Genomic DNA, 17449 nt, shown 5'->3' on the forward strand with positions numbered 1-17449 from the left:
TTCCTTATGTCGGGCCATCAAGCGTTATTGCCCGTCAATTAAACGATAGCGTGGGCAGCCGTTAACCTGTGGCGAGGGAGCTTGCTCCCGTTGGGCCGCGAAGCGGCCCTAAAACGCAGTCCAACGGGAGCAAGCTCCCTCGCCACAGTGACAGTGCTAAACCTTAACGGGCCGGTATTAGCCACCCAGCATGCCATTTTTTCACGCCGAACGATGTTGCCAATACTCATAAAATGCCAAGGCCGCGACGTTCTTGTCTTTGGCTTCGAGCATGATGTCGAAGCGCTCGAGAAACTGCAGCGCGTAATCATTGGTCCAGCGGTTCCACATTTGCGCGCTGTGGGCGTATAAGTCGCGCTTGGAAACCACCTGCAACAGCGCGCCCATCTCCAATTTTTGCTCGGCGTCAAAACCCAGTGTTTGCAGGCTTTCCTGAGGCTGGGAGTAATGCATCGTGGGGCGCACGCCGCGCCAGCTGTCGATCACGCGGGCGACGCGTGGCGAATCGGGGTCGATGTATTCGTCTTCGTTGATCCAGCAGTGGTGGATGTCCAGCACCACTGGCGCCAGGTCGGCCACTTGCAGGCAGTGGTCCAGGCCGTAGGTCTTTTCGTCGTTTTCGAAAGTGATGCAGTTACGCGCCACCTCGGACAAGCGTGCCCACACCGCACGCGTGCCTTCAACGCCCAAACGGCCGGCGATGTGCAGGTTGCACTTGAGGTCCTGAAAGCGTCGGCCGTAGCCCATCATGCGAATCATGTCGGCGTGGTATTCGAACTCAGCCACACTGTTTTCCACCACGCCGGGGTTGTCCGAGCCCAGCACGCAATATTGGCCGGGGTGGAATGACAGCCGGATATCCGCGGTGCGCGCCAGGTCGCCAATCGCGGCGAACCCCTCGATCAGCTGACGTTGAATGGCCGGGTCCTTGTACACATCCGCCACTTTCGGGTGGCTGTAGAACGGCAACAAATCACTGCTCAGGCGCAACATGCGCAGCGTCGCCGGCAGCTCGGCGACATAGGCGAGCAGGCGTAATTGCGCTGCCAAATTATGTGTCACCACCTCAACCAATTTGCTGCGGGCGACCAGGGGTTCAACGCTGTCCATCCAGCGCAACGTCGTGGTGCGCGGGTTGAAAGGGCCTTCGATCATCTTGAGCGCACTGGCTGATGGCAGGCGTTCAGGGTGTTTGTACTGGCAGGCAAAGCCGATGCGAGGGTGGGTCATGGAAAGGCCTGGAAATGAGCGATCGTTAAGAATATACGAAGTTAGGCGCACGGCGCTGCCAGGGGTTCACTTAACCACCTTAACGCGCGAATCAAGTTGAATCTCGCTCGCCACAACAAACATCACGACACGAAGCCTCAGTGAACTTTCTTACAAACACCAGGCTCCTTTCCTATGCGAAGTCATCGTGCCCTGATTCCAGGGTGCTGAACGATAAGGAGCCGCCACCGACATGACTACCCTCCCCGCCTACCCCACCGTCAGACCAGGCCCGCTGCATTCAATGCTGCTGGCCGGCAGCGTACCGTTGTTTCTCGGTGCCTTGCTCAGTGACATTGCCTACGGCCAGACCTACCAGATCCAGTGGGCCAACTTTGCGTCCTGGCTAATCGCCGGTGCCCTGGTATTGAGTGGCTTTGCGCTGTTGTTTGCGCTGGTCAACCTGCTGAGTGCCGACCACAAGGCCGGGCGCCCCACGGCTTATTTCCTGCTGCTGTTGGTCGCTTGGGTGCTCGGGCTGGTCAACGCCTTTCAGCATGCCAAGGACGCTTACGCCATGATGCCGGGCGGCCTGATCTTGTCGGTGATCGTCACGGTGCTGGCAATCGCCGCCACCTGGATCGGCCTGACCAACCTGCGCGCAGGAGTTGCCAAGTGAAAACACTTCATACCCTAAGCGTATTGAGCGCTGCCCTGTTACTCACGGCTTGTGGCGGTGAAGGCGACAAAACCCAGGCCCGCGGCCCCGACCCTAAATTACCCGAGCAACAAAGCAGCCTGCTGCCGAGCATGAAAATTGCCGAGCCGGCGCCGTGGGGCAAGCAGAAACCCAAGGTACCCGACGGCTACAGCGTCACCGCCATTGCCACTGACTTGGCCATCCCGCGCCAAACACTGGTGTTGCCCAACGGCGACATCCTCGTCGCCGAAGGCCGTGGCGGCAGCGCGGCCAAGCTCAAGCCCAAGGACGTGATCGCCAGCCTGATCAAGGCCGAGGGCAATACCAAGGTCAAGGGTGGCAACCGCCTGACCCTGCTGCGCGATGCCGACGGTGACGGCACGTATGAACTGAAAACGGTATTCGCCGACAACCTCAACGCGCCCTACGGCCTGGCCTTCGCTGACGGCAAACTCTACGTCGCCAACCAAGACGCGCTGGTGCGCTTCGACTACACCGATGGCCAGACCAAAGCCAGCGGCCCGCCAACCAAAGTCACCGACCTGCCGGCGCAGATCAACCACCACTGGACCAAGTCCCTGGCGGTGAGCGAGGACGGGCGCCAGCTCTACGTGGGCATCGGCTCCAACAGCAACATCACCGAGCGTGGCATGGAAGTGGAAATCGACCGCGCGATGGTCTGGCAGATCGACGCCGCCACCGGCGCGCACAAACCCTACGCCACCGGCATTCGCAACCCCACCGCGCTGACCATCCAACCCGGCACCGGCCAAGTGTGGGCGGTAGCCAACGAACGCGATGAACTCGGCCCGGACCTGGTGCCGGACTACCTGACGTCGGTGCGCGAAGGCGCCTTCTATGGCTGGCCCTACAGCTACTGGGGCCAGAACGTCGACCCGCGCGCGCAACCGCAGAACCCAGCGAAAGTCGCCAGTGCGATCAAGCCGGATTACAGCCTAGGCTCCCACGTTGCAGCGTTGGGCGTGGACTTCTCCATCCCTGCCCTGGGTGAGAAATTCGCCGACGGCGTGTTTGTCGGCGAGCACGGCAGTTGGAACCGCGACAACCCGGTGGGCTACAAAGTGATCTTCGTGCCCTTCAGCAATGGCAAACCGGCGGGTGAGCCGATCGACTTCGCCACCGGCTTTCGTGGGGATGACGGCAAGACCCGTGGGCGCCCGGTGGGTGTGACGGTGGACCCTAAAGGTGCGCTGATCATCGCCGACGACCTGGCCAATACCATTTGGCGCGTGACACGTAACCCATAGCCCTTGCAGCACAGGGGCGGTCGCGCCCCTGTCAGCCATCACCCTGCAATTGCGCTTCAAGCCAGGCCAGCAGCGCCACAACCTCGCTGCGCGGGCCTGTGCCTTGCTGCCTGTAGACCGAAATCGCCTCGGGCAAATGCACACTCTCGGCGCAGGGTCTTACCAACGCCCCACTTTCAATCAAGCGGCTGGCGGTGCGACGCCAGCCCATGGCGACACCGTGCCCCTCCACAGCGGCTTGCAACATCAGCGGGTAGCTGTCGAAAGTGGCACTGCGCGCATCCACGGCCAATACCTGACCAAACACTTGCAGCCATTCACCCCACTCCATCAAGTGCGGTGGCGCGGCGCTGTGGTGCAAAAACGTGTGGGTGCGCAATACGCTGAGCGGCAGGGGTTGTTCGGCGCTGAGATACGCAGGGCTGCAGACCGGAAACACCTCGTCAGAAGCGGTGAACATCAAGGGGTGAGCGCCACTGGCACGCCGGGTACTTTGCAGGGCAACGTCGAAGTGGTCATTGAACTCAGTGAGCGGCCGGGTGGAGGTCACCACCTGGATTTCGATGTGCGGGTATTGCTGGTGAAACGTCGACAGGCGCGGCATCAACCAATAAAACGCCTCGCACAGCTGGCAGAGCAGGACCACACGACGGTGGTCAGTGGACGCGCGCAAACCCGCAGCGCCGTCACTGATGCTGTGCAGCGCATGGCTGACCACCTGCCCCAGTTCACGCCCTTCCTGGGTGAGGAAGACCGCGCGATTGCGCCTATAAAACAGCTTCACCCCCAGATTATCTTCCAGCCCGCGAATTTGCCGGCTGACAGCGGCCTGGGTGATGTGCAACTCATCCGCCGCCTTGGAGAAACTTTCCAGGCGGGCCGCCGCTTCAAACGGTAGCAAGCTGGCGAGGGGCGGCAAGTTTTTGCCAAGCGTATTCATAAGCTGAGGTTATGCATCCTGGGTCGAGAACTCGTTTGTAGCACAGCCCTGTGGGTGTGCACCATTAATCCATTACCTCATGGATACCTCTGATGACCTCAACGCGAACCTCTGTTTTCACCGGTGTGCTACTGGCCAGTGTTGCCACACTGGGCTGGGCGCTGAACTTCATCGCCCCCTACGTCACCGGTGACTACAGCCTGTATGACCTGATGACCGTACGGTTTCTGCTGGTCGGTGTGCTGGGCGTTTGCGGGATGATCCTGTGCCGCGCTCAACTGCGATTGCTCAGCCCAGGGCAATGCTGGCTCGCCGCAGCGCTTGGCGCATCCGGTTGCCTGGCGTACGGCGTGTGCATCGCCGCAGGCGTTATGTTTGGTGGCCCGGTATTGACGCCTGCCTGTGTCGGCATGGTGCCGGTGTTACTGGCCCTGGTCGGTAACGCCCGCAACAAGACAGTGCCCTGGCGTCGGCTGGCGGCGCCGTTATTGTGCCTGACCGTGGGGCTCTTGCTTTCGAACATCAGCAGCCTGCACCAACCGGCGTTAAGTGCAGTTTCGTGGCTGGCCTGCCTGTTTTTTTCGTTGAGTGCGGTTGCCTTGTGGCTGGGGTTCAGCGTGGTTAACCAAAAACACCTGACAACCCTTCCTGCCCAAGCCACCGGCCTCTGGACCGCGTTGATGTTGGTGGGCGCCGGCGGCACTGCCGCCTGCCTGTTGCCGGTGCTCTATGCATTCGACCTGCTCCAGCTGCCAACCCTGGGATTTGGCCTCCCTCAGGCAGGTGCGCTGTATGCCTGGAGCCTGATCATCGCAGTGATGTCCACCGTGGCCGGTGCCTGGGCCTGGAACGCAGCCACCCGGCGGCTGCCGATGGTGCTCAGCGGCCAATTGATCGCCCTGGAATCACTGTTCGCCACCCTGCTCGGCCTGTGGTTCCACGGTCGTGGCCCTTCTGTCATGGAAGCCACGGGGCTGGCGGCGGTGCTGGTCGGCGTGGTCTTGGCGGTGCGTATTATCCTGACAGGCGCAAAGCCCGTCTTAACGTTGAACACTGATGGGAGACCCAATGATGACCTGCACCCGCGACTCACTTGCACTGCCCGAAACCTTTGATTTTCAAGGCCAGGCTATCCGCTGGGGGCAAATCGGCACAGCCGGGCCCGCGTTAGTAATGGTGCATGGCACGCCCTTCTCGTCCCATGTATGGCGGCGTATTGCGCCGTTGTTTTCGCAGCGTTATCGCGTGTTCTATTACGACCTGCCGGGCTATGGGCTGTCGGCAAAAAAACCGGGCCAGGATGTGTCCCTGGGTGCGCAAAACACCGTGCTGGCAGCGCTGCTTGAGCATTGGCGTCTGGAGCGCCCGCACGTGCTCGCCCATGACTTTGGCGGCGCCACCGCGTTACGCGCGCACCTGTTAAATGGCTGCGAGTACGCCAGCCTAAGCCTGATCGATCCCGTGGCGATTGCCCCCTGGGGCTCTGACCTGATCCAGCATGTGCGCCGTCACGAACACGCATTCAGCGAAGCGCCGCCTTACATTCACGAAGCGATTGTGCGCGCCTATCTCCAGGGCGCCGCCTACACGCCGTTGCCTGCCGAGGTACTGCAAGCCTATGTCACGCCGTGGACCGGCGAGCAAGGCCAAGCGGCTTTTTACCGACAGATTGCGCAGATGGATCAACGCTACACCGACGAGATCGAGCACCGACTCGGCGAAATCCGCTGCCCGGTGTTGCTGCTATGGGGTGAAGAAGACGCTTGGATCCCGGCCGCTCAGGGCGACGTGCTCCACAGCAGGATCACCGACGTCACCTACCTGCGCATCCCGCTAGCGGGGCATCTCGTACAAGAGGACGCGCCAGAAGCCATCGCAGCTCATCTGGTCCATTTTTTAGAGCCAGCCCTTTCAACATCGTTGAAAAAACCAGCCCTATTTGACTAACACCCGTCAGTTAAGGGCAAACACTGCAACTGTAGCAATCTGGCTCACCATGGCGAGCGGGCTTGCCCCGCGTTGGGTTGCGAAGCGACCCCAAAATGGAACTGCTACGCAGCCCAACAAGACAACCCGAGAAGCTACAGTGCACGCCCACGCTGCCACCAGCGCGGGCATGCGCAGCTCACAAATCAGTGATTTCCTTATGGCGTGGCACCAGCGCCTTCATCACGCTCCACGCCACCAGGTACGCCAGCGCACAGATCGCGAACATGATCATGTAGCCGGTATGAATGTCGTTGATGGACTTGTAGTAGTCGAACACCCAACCGCCAATCTTGGTCATCACCACACCGCCCAGCCCACCGGCCATGCCGCCGATGCCGACCACTGAGGCCACGGTTTTCTGCGGGAACATGTCGGACACGGTGGTGAAGATGTTGCACGACCACGCTTGGTGTGCCGAGGCGCCCACGCCGATCAGCAGCACCGGCACCCAGAAGCTCAGGTAGCCGAACGGCTGCGCCAGCAACACCACCAGCGGGAACAGTGCGATGACCAGCATGGCTTTCATGCGGCCGTCATAGGGTGCATCGCCACGGGCCATGAAGTAGCTGGGGAACCAGCCGCCGCCGATACTGCCGACCATGGTCATGCTGTACAGCACCGCCAGCGGCATCACGATATCGGCGCCTTTCATGCCGTATTGCGCCGACAGGTAAGTCGGCAGCCAGAACAGGAAGAACCACCACACGCCGTCGGTCATGAACTTGCCGAAGGCAAACGCCCAGGTCTGGCGATAGGTCAGTAGCTTGAACCACGAGACTTTTTTCGGGATTGTACCGGCGGGTTCAGGCGTGAACGGTTGCACCGTCTGGTCGCTGCGGATATAGGCCAGTTCTGCGGCCGACAGGCGTTTTTGCTGTTCCGGTTTTTCGTAAACCATTGCCCACACCGCGACCCACACAAAGCCCAACATGCCAATGACCATAAAGGCCGCTTCCCAGCCCCACATTCCGGCAATCGAGGGCACACAGATCGGCGCCAGGATCGCTCCCACGTTAGCCCCGGAGTTAAAGATACCGGTGGCAAATGAGCGTTCTTTTTTCGGGAAGTATTCGGCGGTGGCCTTGATCGCAATGGGAAAGTTACCCGCCTCGCCAATCGCCAGCACCGCGCGTGACAGCATGAAGCCGGCAATCGACACCGGGATCACCGCCAGGCCGATGGCACCGCTCACGGCAGCGATGCCCTCACCCATCGGCACCGAGAACGCATGCATGATCGCGCCGGTGGACCAGATACAGATCGCCACCACATAGGCGGCCTTGGTGCCGATCTTGTCGACAAACCGCCCGGCAAACAGCATGGAAATCGCATAGACAAACTGGAACACCGCCGCAATGTTGGCGTAGTCCGTATTGCTCCAGCCAAATTGTGTCGACAGCTGCGGCGCTAAAAGGCTGAGGACCTGGCGGTCGAGGTAATTGACGGTGGTGGCGAAGAACAACATCGCGCAGATAGTCCAGCGATAGTTGCCGACGGCCGTGCCGACGCGATGGGCGTTGAGGGGCTCATTCAAATTCATGGCATCACTTTTTATTTTTGTTAGATAGGACATACGCAACGTCATATGTCGTCGTACAACTGTGACTTTTATAGCGAGCTCCCAGAACGCTGTCAATCTGAAAGATTGCGGTTTATCTAGGTGTCAGGCGGGTACTAAAATACTCAGCTAGCAGAGGTTGTAGGATGACGCAGGCGAAAAACCAGGCTCGGCGCCTGGCCCGGCACATCGTCGAGCGCGCCAAAGGGCTGCATGCCAAGCTTCTCCAACACACGAATCGAGGCGGCGTGATCAGGCCGCACCAGCCCGAATACCTCAGGCAAGCCGAGGGTTTGGAACGCCATCGCCAATGCATCACGCCCCAGCTCAGTGGCGTAGCCCTGCCCCCAGGCCTCGACGGCGAAGCGATAACCCAGGTTGATGCGCCGCTCGGTCAGGTAATTGAGGGGTGCCACGCCGCCAAAGCCAATGATGTGCTCCGGTGCCGCGCGGCGCGCAATCGCCCACCAGCCGTAGCCTTGGGTAGCCCACTGCTCGCGCCAGTGATTGAGCAGGCGTTGAGCGTCGGCCAGGCTGGCCATCGGGCCCGCAGGATTGAACAGGTTGGTCTGCGGGTCGGCGAAGATCGCGAACAATCGCTGCACGTCGCTGGGTTCGGGCTTACGGTAGGTCAGGCGTGAGGCGGTGACAGGCATTCGGATAATTCCCTGTTGAAGCCATGAAGTTCAATTCATTTGCAAAAAAAAGCAAATAGAGGTGAATTATTTCATGTCTGGTTGTATCTGAACTGACAGAGCGGTGCCATCGCAACGATGGCACCTCCCCTGTTCAGTTTTAGAGTGGCTCGCATGAAATTACGTAAGAAAAGCGTCAAACCCATCGGATTGAAAGACATCACCATCGTCGACGACGCCAAGGTGCGCAAGGCAATCACCGCCGCCGCACTGGGTAACGCCATGGAATGGTTCGACTTTGGCGTCTATGGCTTTGTCGCCTACGTACTTGGCAAAGTGTTCTTCCCCGACGCCTCGCCCAGCGTACAAATGATCGCCGCCTTGGGCACCTTCTCTGTGCCGTTCCTGATTCGCCCATTGGGTGGCCTGTTCTTCGGCGCCCTGGGTGACAAATACGGGCGGCAGAAAGTCCTCGCCGCCACCATCGTCATCATGTCCTTGAGCACCTTCGCCATCGGCCTGATTCCCGGGTATGCCTCGATTGGCATCTGGGCACCGATCCTGCTGCTGCTGTGCAAAATGGCCCAAGGGTTCTCGGTAGGCGGTGAGTACACCGGCGCCTCGATCTTCGTCGCCGAATACGCGCCGGACCGTAAACGCGGGTTCCTTGGCAGTTGGTTGGACTTCGGCTCCATCGCCGGTTTCGTGCTTGGCGCGGGTGTGGTGGTACTGATTTCCACCATCCTGGGTGAAGCCGACTTCGAAGCCTGGGGCTGGCGCCTGCCGTTCTTCCTCGCCCTGCCCCTGGGCCTCATCGGCCTGTACCTGCGCCACGCGCTGGAAGAAACCCCAGCCTTCCAGCAGCACATGGACAAACTCGAGCAAGGCGACCTCCAAGGCCTGACCCACGGCCCCAAAGTGTCGTTCAAAGAGGTCGCCACCCAACACTGGCGCAGCCTGCTGACCTGCATCGGGATCGTCGCGGCCACCAACGTGACGTACTACATGCTGCTGACCTACATGCCCAGCTACCTGTCGCACAACCTGCACTACAAAGAAAACAGCGGCGTGCTGATCATCATCGCGATCATGGTCGGCATGCTGTTCGTGCAGCCGTTCATTGGTTTTATCAGCGACAAGATCGGCCGCAAGCCCTTCATCATCGCCGGCAGTGTCGGCTTGCTGTTCCTGTCGATTCCGGCGTTCATGCTGATCACCAGCGGCAAGATCGGCCTGATCTTCGCAGGCCTGCTGATCCTCGCGGTGATCTTGAACTTCTTCATCGGCGTGATGGCCTCGACCCTGCCCGCAATGTTCCCCACGCATTTGCGTTACAGCGCGTTGGCCAGTGCGTTCAACGTCTCGGTATTGATCGCCGGTATCACCCCAACCGCCGTGGCGTGGCTGGTGGAAAGCACCAACAACTTGTTCATGCCCGCCTACTACCTGATGGTGTTTGCTGTGGTCGGCCTGATCACCGGCCTGACCATGAAGGAAACCGCCAACAAGCCCCTGCGCGGCGCGGCACCGGCGGCCTCGGACATGGCCGAAGCCAAGGAAATCCTGCAAGAGCACCACGACAATATCGAGCAGAAGATCGAAGACATCGACACTCAAATTGCCGAGCTGGAAGCCAAGCGCCAGAACCTGGTGCAGCAGCATCCACGGATTAATTAACCCCTGCCCCTGCGTGGCGGCCCGCGCCGCCACGCCATTGGAGTGCTTAAGCATGGTTCCAAGCGTCACCGCAGCACACGCATTACTCAGCGCCGATGAGCGCGCTGCCATCGCCGAAATCGAAGCCACCACCAGCGTCCTGCAATTGGTTACCCGCCTGACCGGCATGCGCTTTGCCGGTATCGCCAAATTCACCGACCAGGAATGGGTGGTGTGCTCGGCCTATGACCCGCTGCAAATGGGCATTGATGTCAACGACGTACTCGACCTGGAAACCACGCTGTGCAGTGAGTTCTGCATCGACCCTCAAACATTGTTCATCCCGCAAATCAGCCAGAACGGCCGGTTTGCCGCACGCCCGGTGGTCAAGCAATACGCCATCGAAAGCTATGCCGGCGCGCCGATCTTCCTGCCCGATGGCCGCCTGTTCGGCGCGCTGTGCGCCCTGGATTCGCGGGCGATGCTGTTTGACGACCCTAATCTGCCGGAAACCCTGAGCCTGTTTGCGCGGCTGATCGGTTGTATTTTCTACGCTAATTTGACGGCGGCTTATCAGTGATACCTGAGTTCGAAAGTTGTGGCGGAAGTTGGTTGTCTGCCCCATCTGCCTGCATTCCGCGCAGCAAACGCGTATTGGCGTGATCACGCAGAAAAAATGCACGGTGAAGAAAACCCAATTAAGAAGAGTCAAACATGATGCGTGGACAACGCAGGCTCTTCTTAATTAACTCTGTATAGTTCAGCCGACTATAGATAGTTATTATATTCTTCCGGCATAACGATTTCATAACCCTCACTACCAGAACCAAACACCAAATCCACTTTTTGCCGACTTTTCAAATCAGTTTCCACTTCCGCCTCGGAAGTGATAAAAAGCTCAAAATCACTTTCATTTGTGAGCCCTATGGTCTCGCTGACACTCAAATCACTCCCGTCTATTGCCCGAACGTTAAAGATCACTGCACCGTCCAATTCAGCCGTCACCGTGTAATCGGAAACCGGCCCCCTTACCTTTCTTTCGAACACTTCGATTTTGTCATACAGGTTCACACAAGAGAGCTGTATAGACCCCGCCGTCGTCAATGTGAATTTTAACTTGACTTGATTCTTAAACATCGCAGCCACCCTATTTAGCATTTTAATGAAAATCGCTCACACAATGATGTGTTTCAACAAGGTCGAGGATGGGGATGTAAGACGCAATCGCCAACTGTCAATGCTTACAGTTCTTTATAAGTATTCGCAATAATAAAGTGCGTATTTAAGCGCTCCAAATTACCCGAGCACCTGACTCGGCGTCTTGCCAAACTGCTTCTTGAACATGCGGGTAAAGGCGCTTGGGCTTTCATCGCCCAACTCGATGGCCACCTCGATGATCTTCTCCCCTACCGCAATGCGCTGCAGCGCCAACAGCAAGCGTGCTTGTTGGCGCCATTGGCCGAACGTCAGGCCGGTTTCCTTGCGGAACCAGCGCTGATTAGGTTTGAGCGGCACGTCAAACCGCGGGTTGACGTGCTCTACTCTTAACGCAGCATTATTCAATGAGGACTGTCATCGTAGGGAGGGGTAAGGCCTACGTAATAACTCGACTTATCAGGACCGAAGGTTAATTGCATGCTTTCACCGTGATTTAACGTAGTCATCCCGCCCGCGTCTATGTCAATCTTAGATAGACTTTCATTTTTAACGCTGAATGTCGTCTTTTCCTTCAGGCCGCTACCATCCAGCGCACGGACGCACAGGGATACGCAGATTCCTATTTTAGGTGAAATTTTATAGTCAACCGTGGCCGCTTTGATTTTTCTAATGGACACCTCTTTTCCCGCGCGGGGGGAGTAAAAAATCTCCATAGGCTCGGTTGTATTTAATGTAATTTCCAAACTAATTTCATCATCTTCAGCCATCACTGTCACCTCACTGTGAATTATCCTTTAATGCCGCTCACCCACTATTTTGCTTGAGCCTGACAAAATTACTTTTTCACTGCGCGATTGCCAACTGTCAACATTCACAGTTCTTTAGAGGCATTCGCAATAAAAAAGCGTCACGTGATGCACTATTTAAAAAACTGACTCGGCGTCTTGCCAAACTGCTTCTTGAACATGCTGGTAAAGGCACTTGGGCTTTCATAGCCCAACTCGATGGCCACATCGATGATCTTCTCCCCTACCGCAATGCGCTCTAGCGCCAGCAGCAAGCGTGCTTGTTGGCGCCATTGGCCGAAGGTCAGGCCGGTTTCCTTGCGAAACAAGCGCTGGATGGTTTTCTGATCCAGGTCCAGTCGCTCGCTCCAATCCGCCACCGTCGAGGCATCGCCCGGCTCCTGTTGCAGCGCCTGGCAAATACGGTTGATGCGCAGGTCGACTGGCTGCGGCAGCGACAGCGGCAAGGCCGGCAGGATGGCGAGTTCGTCGAGGATCAGGTGCATGATTCGGGCGTCGCGCGAATCCTCGGCGTACGGCGGCTTCAAGCTGACCGAGGCCTTGATCAGCTCGCTCAGCAATGGCGACACACTCACGGTCTTGGGTTCGCTGGGCAAATTGGGAAAGCGGTCCGGGCGCACAAACACGCTGCGCATCTTCAGGGTGCCCACGCAGCGCAGTGAATGGACTTGCCCGCAGGGCATCCAGAAGCCGCGATTGGGCGGCACCGTCCATTGGTTCAGCGCCGAATACACCACCATCACGCCTTCGACGGCGTAGAGCAGTTGATGCTTCTCGTGGCTATGCTCGGGGATCACCCAGTTTTCGGGGTAATCGGTGGCGGAACTGATCACAGCCCAGTCGCCTTCGTCGATCTCCCGCAGAAATACATCCAGTGATTTGATGATTTCGCCCTTTTTGCGATGGTTAGCGCCCGAATTACGCGAGACAGGCATTTTCTGCGAATCTAGCATAAACGCCGCAACATTTAGAAACGGGCAGCGCGCTAAAGTACGCACTGCCCCTGTTCGCTGCCTTGTATGGAATGCCTGCATGTCGAGCCTGACCGCGCCACCCGCCACAGCAACCACTACGCCGCAAATAAGCCCCTTGGTCATGCGCGTCCTTGGCGCCTGCGCCCTGGCGCACATGATCAATGACCTGATCCAGGCCGTGTTGCCATCGATCTACCCGATGCTCAAGGCCAACTACGGGCTGAGCTTTACCCAAGTCGGCCTGATCACCCTCACCTTCCAACTGACCGCGTCCTTGCTGCAACCCTGGATCGGTTACCACACCGACCGCCACCCCAAGCCCTGGCTGTTGCCGGCGGGCATGGTGTGCACGTTGGTCGGCATCCTGCTGCTGGCGTTTGTCGGCACCTTCCCGTTGATCCTGTTGGCGGCGGCGCTGGTCGGTGTCGGCTCGTCGACCTTCCACCCGGAAACCTCACGCGTGGCGCGCCTGGCCTCGGGCGGGCGTTATGGCCTGGCACAATCGACCTTCCAGGTCGGCGGCAACACCGGCAGCGCCTTCGGCCCATTGCTGGCGGCGGCGATCATCATTCCGTACGGCCAAACTCATATCGCCTGGTTCGGGCTGTTCGCCGTGTTCGCGATCATGGTGCTGTACGGCTTGAGCCGTTGGTACCGCCACCACCTCAACCTGTTCAAACTCAAGCAAGGCGGCAAGGCCACCCACGGTTTGTCCAAAGGCCGCGTGACCTTTGCCTTGGTGGTATTGGCGCTGCTGGTGTTCTCCAAATACTTCTACATGACCAGCCTCACCAGCTACTTCACCTTTTACCTGATCGAGAAGTTCCACCTGTCGGTGGCCAGCTCGCAGATGTACCTGTTCCTGTTCCTCGGCGCGGTGGCCGTCGGCACCTTTGCCGGTGGCCCGATTGGCGACAAGATCGGGCGCAAGAAAGTCATCTGGTTCTCGATCCTGGGCGCCGCGCCCTTCACCCTGGCCCTGCCCTACGTTGACCTGTTCTGGACCGCCGTGCTCAGCGTGGTGATCGGCTTCATCATCGCCTCGGCCTTTTCGGCCATCGTGGTCTTTGCCCAGGAACTGGTGCCGGGCAATGTGGGGATGATCGCGGGTATCTTCTTCGGCCTGATGTTTGGCTTCAGCGGCATTGGCGCCGCGTTGCTCGGCTTGCTGGCCGACAACCACGGCATCGAGTACGTCTATAAAATCTGCTCGTTCCTGCCGTTGGCGGGCATCCTGACGATTTTGCTGCCCTCGACCAAAGGCGTCTGACCGGCCGAACATCGGCACTGTTGGCCCAGGCTTGCACAGCTAGTTGTGGCGAGCGGGCGTGCCCCGCGTTGGGCTGCGCAGCAGCCCCATCACAGGCGCTGCATTTCTACCTGTGAGACCGCGGCGGCAGGTTTTAGGGCCGCTTCGCAGCCCAACGCGGGGCAAGCCCTAATGCCGTTCAGTTAAGCGAACGCAATGCCCAAAGCAGCGAAGATTAAATGTGGGAGCTGCGCTTAACTGAACGGCATTAGGGCACGCCCGCTCGCCACATCGAAATCCTCAAGGTTGGAATGCAGCCGTTCATTCATCTCGGTACCCATTCACGACGATGTAAAGCAACGGCCCCACCGACACAAACACCACCGTCAGCAAAAAGTACGGCACCACGCAGGCAACCGAACGCCCTCGCCCTCGCGCATCCCGGTACATCCACACACACGCCAGCAGCGCCATCAGATACAGGTCGATCACCACCTGCGCGGTGTCCGGCCGAGACATCAGTTCCCACCCGAACGCGAGCAGCGATTGCTGCGCGGTGAGCATCGTGACCAGGGTGTACAACGAAAATCCCAGCAAGCCGGCCAAGGCGATATAGGGTCTGTGCATGGTGCCTTCCTTGAAATGATCGAGGCTCAACATAGTGATAAGGTTGCGCCTCTCGCAATGACCTCGGAGGTCATAATCTGGCCATGGATACCCCTTCAACTGCCGGCCAACACCTGCGCCAATTGCGCCGACACGCCCAACTGAGCCAGCTGGACCTGGCTTTGATCACGGGTGTTTCCCAGCGCCATCTCAGCTGCATCGAAACCGGCCGCGCCAAGCCGAGCCCGGGCACGTTGCATGCGTTGCTCACGGCCCTGGACGCCCCGCTGGAGCAATGCAACCGCGTGTTCCTCGCCGCCGGTTATGCGCCGCGCTACACCGCTACACCGCTCGCGTCACCGGCCATGGCCGCCATTCGTGAAGCGGTCAGCCACGTGTTGCACGCCAACAACCCCACCCCGGCGATTCTGCTGGGCAGCCAGTGGGAAGTCCTCGCCACCAATGCCAGTACCTGCGTTTTATTTGAGCTGGTGGGGATCAAAGCGAATGCGGCCAACGAGCTAAACCTGCTGACAACCCTGCTGCAAACCGGCGGCCTGGGTGATCACCTGATCAACGCCGAAGAGATCCGCACCGTCGCCTGGCAACGCGCCACGCGCGAGGCTCTGGGCAACCCGGCACTGGCGGCGTTGCTGGCGAGTTTGCCGGCGCCGCCCCGTACCGAACTGCCCATCGACATGCCGCCACTGGTGTTGACGCGTATCCGCTCAAGCCGGGGCGAGCTGAACTTCTTGTCGACCTTCACCACGTTCGGCATGCCCCAGGACATCACGCTCACCTCGCTGCGTATCGAACATCTGATTCCGGCTGACGAGCCCACGTGGCAAGTGATGCGCGCTGGCTATGCGGATTATGCCGCGCTGGTTTTGTGAAATATCTGTACGTAGACTGCCGCCATACCTCCAACTTGAAGGCGGCGAAAAACACGTGATGCACGTTACTGAAGTTTCCATTGCCCAACTGCGCGCGGCACTTGAAAGCGGCCAGACCACTGCCGTAGAACTGGTCCAGGCTTACCTGGCGCGGATCGAGGCCTATGACGGCGCGCAGACCGCCACCGCCTTGAATGCCGTGGTGGTGCGCAATCCCGAGGCGCTCAAAGAAGCCCAGGCGTGCGATGCACGTCGGGCCAAAGGCGAAACCTTGGGGCCATTGGACGGTATTCCCTACACCGCCAAAGACAGCTATTTGGTCAAGGGCCTGACGGCAGCTTCCGGCAGCCCGGCCTTCGCCAAACTGGTGGCGCAGCGTGACGCCTTCACCATTGAACGCCTGCGCGCCGGCGGCGCCATCTGCCTGGGCAAGACCAATATGCCGCCGATGGCCAACGGCGGGATGCAGCGCGGCGTGTATGGCCGCGCAGAAAGCCCGTATAACGCCGGCTACCTCACCGCACCGTTTGCCTCCGGTTCCTCCAACGGCGCGGGCACGGCAACGGCTGCCAGCTTCGCCGCCTTCGGCCTGGCCGAAGAAACCTGGTCAAGCGGGCGCGGCCCCGCGTCCAACAATGGCTTGTGTGCCTACACGCCGTCGCGCGGGGTAATTTCGGTGCGCGGTAACTGGCCGTTGACGCCAACCATGGACGTGGTGGTGCCGTATGCGCGCACCATGGCCGACTTGCTCGAAGTACTCGACGTGGTGGTCGCCGACGACCCCGACACCCGTGGCGACCTGTGGCGCCTGCAACCCTGGGTGCCAATCCCCAGCGTGGCTTCGGTGCGCCCAGCGTCTTATGCGGAGCTGGCGGTGAGCAGTGAATCCCTCGCTGGCAAACGTTTCGGCGTGCCGCGCATGTACATCAACGCCGACCCCGACGCCGGCACCAGCGAAAAGCCTGGGATCGGCGGGCCGACTGGGCAAAAGATCAACACCCGCGCCAGCGTCATCGACCTGTGGCAGGACGCGCGCCAGGCGCTGGAAGCCGCCGGGGCTGAAGTGATCGAGGTGGATTTCCCGCTGGTGTCCAACTGCGAAGGCGACCGCCCTGGCGCGCCGACCGTATTTACCCGCGGCCTGGTCTCTAAGGAATTTCTGCACGACGAATTGTGGGAGCTGTCGGCCTGGGCGTTCGATGACTTCCTGCGCGCCAACGGCGACCCGCACCTGAACCGCCTGGCTGACGTGGACGGGCCGAAAATCTTCCCACACGACCCCGGCACCCTGCCCAACCGTGAAGACGACCTGGCCGCCGGCATGGACGAATACGTGCGCATGGCCGAGCGCGGCATCACGCCGTGGAACGAGATCAGCACCGTGCCGGATGGCCTGCGTGGCCTGGAGCAAACCCGGCGCATCGACCTGGAAGACTGGATGGACACGCTGGGGCTGGACGCGGTGCTGTTCCCCACCGTGGCCGACGTTGGCCCGGCGGATGCCGATGTTAACGAAGCCAGCGCCGACATTGCCTGGAGCAACGGCGTCTGGGTGGCCAACGGCAACCTCGCGATTCGCCATCTGGGCGTGCCCACCGTCACCGTGCCGATGGGCGTGATGGCAGACATCGGCATGCCGGTGGGGCTGACCTTCGCCGGGCGTGCCTATGATGACTCGGCGCTGCTGCGGTTTGCGTGCGCGTATGAAGCCACCGGCAGCAAACGCCAGATCCCACCGCGCACGCCGCCGCTGACAGCAGAATAAACGCGGGCAAAAAAATGTGGGAGCTGGCTTGCTCGCGAAAGCG

Annotated in this window: 17 protein-coding genes and 1 pseudogene; 9 read left to right on the top strand and 9 right to left on the bottom strand. The window is 59.7% G+C overall.

What is annotated here, in order from left to right; genetic code table 11:
• Positions 1 to 201 precede the first annotated feature (201 nt).
• Entirely contained in the window at positions 202 to 1230 is a 1029-nt protein-coding gene (locus K0P33_RS17710; RefSeq protein WP_242150102.1) for a UV damage endonuclease UvsE, read from the bottom strand.
• Between the two features lie 232 nt (positions 1231 to 1462).
• On the opposite strand from K0P33_RS17710, the gene K0P33_RS17715 reads away from it, so the two are divergent.
• Both K0P33_RS17715 and K0P33_RS17720 read left to right on the top strand, forming a co-directional pair.
• On the top strand, positions 1463 to 1888 hold the full coding sequence (locus tag K0P33_RS17715) for a DUF2231 domain-containing protein (protein ID WP_242150105.1): 426 nt from the start codon (positions 1463 to 1465) through the stop codon (positions 1886 to 1888).
• Positions 1885 to 3177: a sorbosone dehydrogenase family protein gene (locus tag K0P33_RS17720; protein ID WP_242150108.1), complete on the top strand. Its 1293-nt coding sequence runs from the start codon at positions 1885 to 1887 to the stop codon at positions 3175 to 3177. The genes K0P33_RS17715 and K0P33_RS17720 overlap by 4 nt, the downstream gene beginning before the upstream one ends.
• Positions 3178 to 3208: 31 nt before the next feature.
• On the opposite strand, the gene K0P33_RS17725 is transcribed toward K0P33_RS17720, so the two are convergent.
• Complete coding sequence (locus K0P33_RS17725) at positions 3209 to 4117, bottom strand: LysR substrate-binding domain-containing protein (protein ID WP_242150111.1); 909 nt, start codon at positions 4115 to 4117, stop codon at positions 3209 to 3211.
• A gap of 92 nt (positions 4118 to 4209) precedes the next feature.
• On the opposite strand from K0P33_RS17725, the gene K0P33_RS17730 reads away from it, so the two are divergent.
• Positions 4210 to 5232, top strand: coding sequence for an EamA/RhaT family transporter (locus tag K0P33_RS17730; protein ID WP_242150114.1), 1023 nt, complete (start codon positions 4210 to 4212; stop codon positions 5230 to 5232).
• Positions 5189 to 6064 (top strand): alpha/beta hydrolase, encoded by an 876-nt coding sequence (locus tag K0P33_RS17735; RefSeq protein WP_094950147.1) that lies wholly within the window; start codon positions 5189 to 5191, stop codon positions 6062 to 6064. Before K0P33_RS17730 ends, K0P33_RS17735 begins: the two co-directional genes overlap by 44 nt.
• A 178-nt stretch (positions 6065 to 6242) precedes the next feature.
• Here K0P33_RS17735 and K0P33_RS17740 read toward each other — a convergent pair whose 3' ends face one another.
• The gene (locus tag K0P33_RS17740) at positions 6243 to 7646 is read right to left on the bottom strand and encodes an MFS transporter (protein ID WP_242150117.1); all 1404 of its coding nucleotides are present in this window, start codon (positions 7644 to 7646) and stop codon (positions 6243 to 6245) included.
• A gap of 143 nt (positions 7647 to 7789) precedes the next feature.
• Positions 7790 to 8320, bottom strand: coding sequence for a GNAT family N-acetyltransferase (locus tag K0P33_RS17745; protein ID WP_242150120.1), 531 nt, complete (start codon positions 8318 to 8320; stop codon positions 7790 to 7792).
• Between the two features lie 153 nt (positions 8321 to 8473).
• Between K0P33_RS17745 and proP the strand changes: the two genes are divergently transcribed.
• Both proP and K0P33_RS17755 read left to right on the top strand, forming a co-directional pair.
• Entirely contained in the window at positions 8474 to 9976 is a 1503-nt protein-coding gene (proP, locus tag K0P33_RS17750; protein WP_094950150.1) for a glycine betaine/L-proline transporter ProP, read from the top strand.
• A gap of 52 nt (positions 9977 to 10028) precedes the next feature.
• Complete coding sequence (locus K0P33_RS17755; RefSeq protein ID WP_242150123.1) at positions 10029 to 10535, top strand: GAF domain-containing protein; 507 nt, start codon at positions 10029 to 10031, stop codon at positions 10533 to 10535.
• A gap of 188 nt (positions 10536 to 10723) precedes the next feature.
• Here K0P33_RS17755 and K0P33_RS17760 read toward each other — a convergent pair whose 3' ends face one another.
• The 4 genes and pseudogenes from K0P33_RS17760 to K0P33_RS17775 form a co-directional block, all read right to left on the bottom strand.
• Positions 10724 to 11026 carry a hypothetical protein gene (locus K0P33_RS17760; protein ID WP_242150126.1) on the bottom strand — a complete coding sequence of 101 codons (303 nt, stop codon included), beginning with the start codon at positions 11024 to 11026 and terminating at the stop codon, positions 10724 to 10726.
• A gap of 225 nt (positions 11027 to 11251) precedes the next feature.
• Positions 11252 to 11452 (bottom strand): annotated as a pseudogene (locus K0P33_RS17765) (helix-turn-helix transcriptional regulator); the annotation flags it as partial.
• A gap of 62 nt (positions 11453 to 11514) precedes the next feature.
• Positions 11515 to 11880 (bottom strand): hypothetical protein, encoded by a 366-nt coding sequence (locus K0P33_RS17770; protein ID WP_094950153.1) that lies wholly within the window; start codon positions 11878 to 11880, stop codon positions 11515 to 11517.
• A gap of 152 nt (positions 11881 to 12032) precedes the next feature.
• The gene (locus K0P33_RS17775) at positions 12033 to 12854 is read right to left on the bottom strand and encodes a helix-turn-helix transcriptional regulator (protein WP_094950154.1); all 822 of its coding nucleotides are present in this window, start codon (positions 12852 to 12854) and stop codon (positions 12033 to 12035) included.
• A 97-nt stretch (positions 12855 to 12951) separates the two neighbouring features.
• On the opposite strand from K0P33_RS17775, the gene K0P33_RS17780 reads away from it, so the two are divergent.
• Entirely contained in the window at positions 12952 to 14163 is a 1212-nt protein-coding gene (locus K0P33_RS17780; RefSeq protein WP_094950155.1) for an MFS transporter, read from the top strand.
• A gap of 300 nt (positions 14164 to 14463) precedes the next feature.
• Here the strand turns inward: K0P33_RS17780 and K0P33_RS17785 are convergent, their stop codons facing one another.
• Entirely contained in the window at positions 14464 to 14769 is a 306-nt protein-coding gene (locus K0P33_RS17785; protein WP_242150129.1) for a DUF2834 domain-containing protein, read from the bottom strand.
• Positions 14770 to 14852: 83 nt separating this feature from the next.
• On the opposite strand from K0P33_RS17785, the gene K0P33_RS17790 reads away from it, so the two are divergent.
• Both K0P33_RS17790 and K0P33_RS17795 read left to right on the top strand, forming a co-directional pair.
• Positions 14853 to 15641 (top strand): helix-turn-helix transcriptional regulator, encoded by a 789-nt coding sequence (locus tag K0P33_RS17790; RefSeq protein ID WP_242150132.1) that lies wholly within the window; start codon positions 14853 to 14855, stop codon positions 15639 to 15641.
• A gap of 55 nt (positions 15642 to 15696) precedes the next feature.
• A complete protein-coding gene (locus tag K0P33_RS17795) occupies positions 15697 to 17406 on the top strand; it encodes an amidase (RefSeq protein ID WP_242150135.1) in 1710 nt (569 codons plus the stop codon).
• Positions 17407 to 17449: the final 43 nt, after the last annotated feature.

The organism is Pseudomonas sp. ArH3a, assembly GCF_022648765.1.
In the GTDB taxonomy this organism is placed as follows: domain Bacteria; phylum Pseudomonadota; class Gammaproteobacteria; order Pseudomonadales; family Pseudomonadaceae; genus Aquipseudomonas.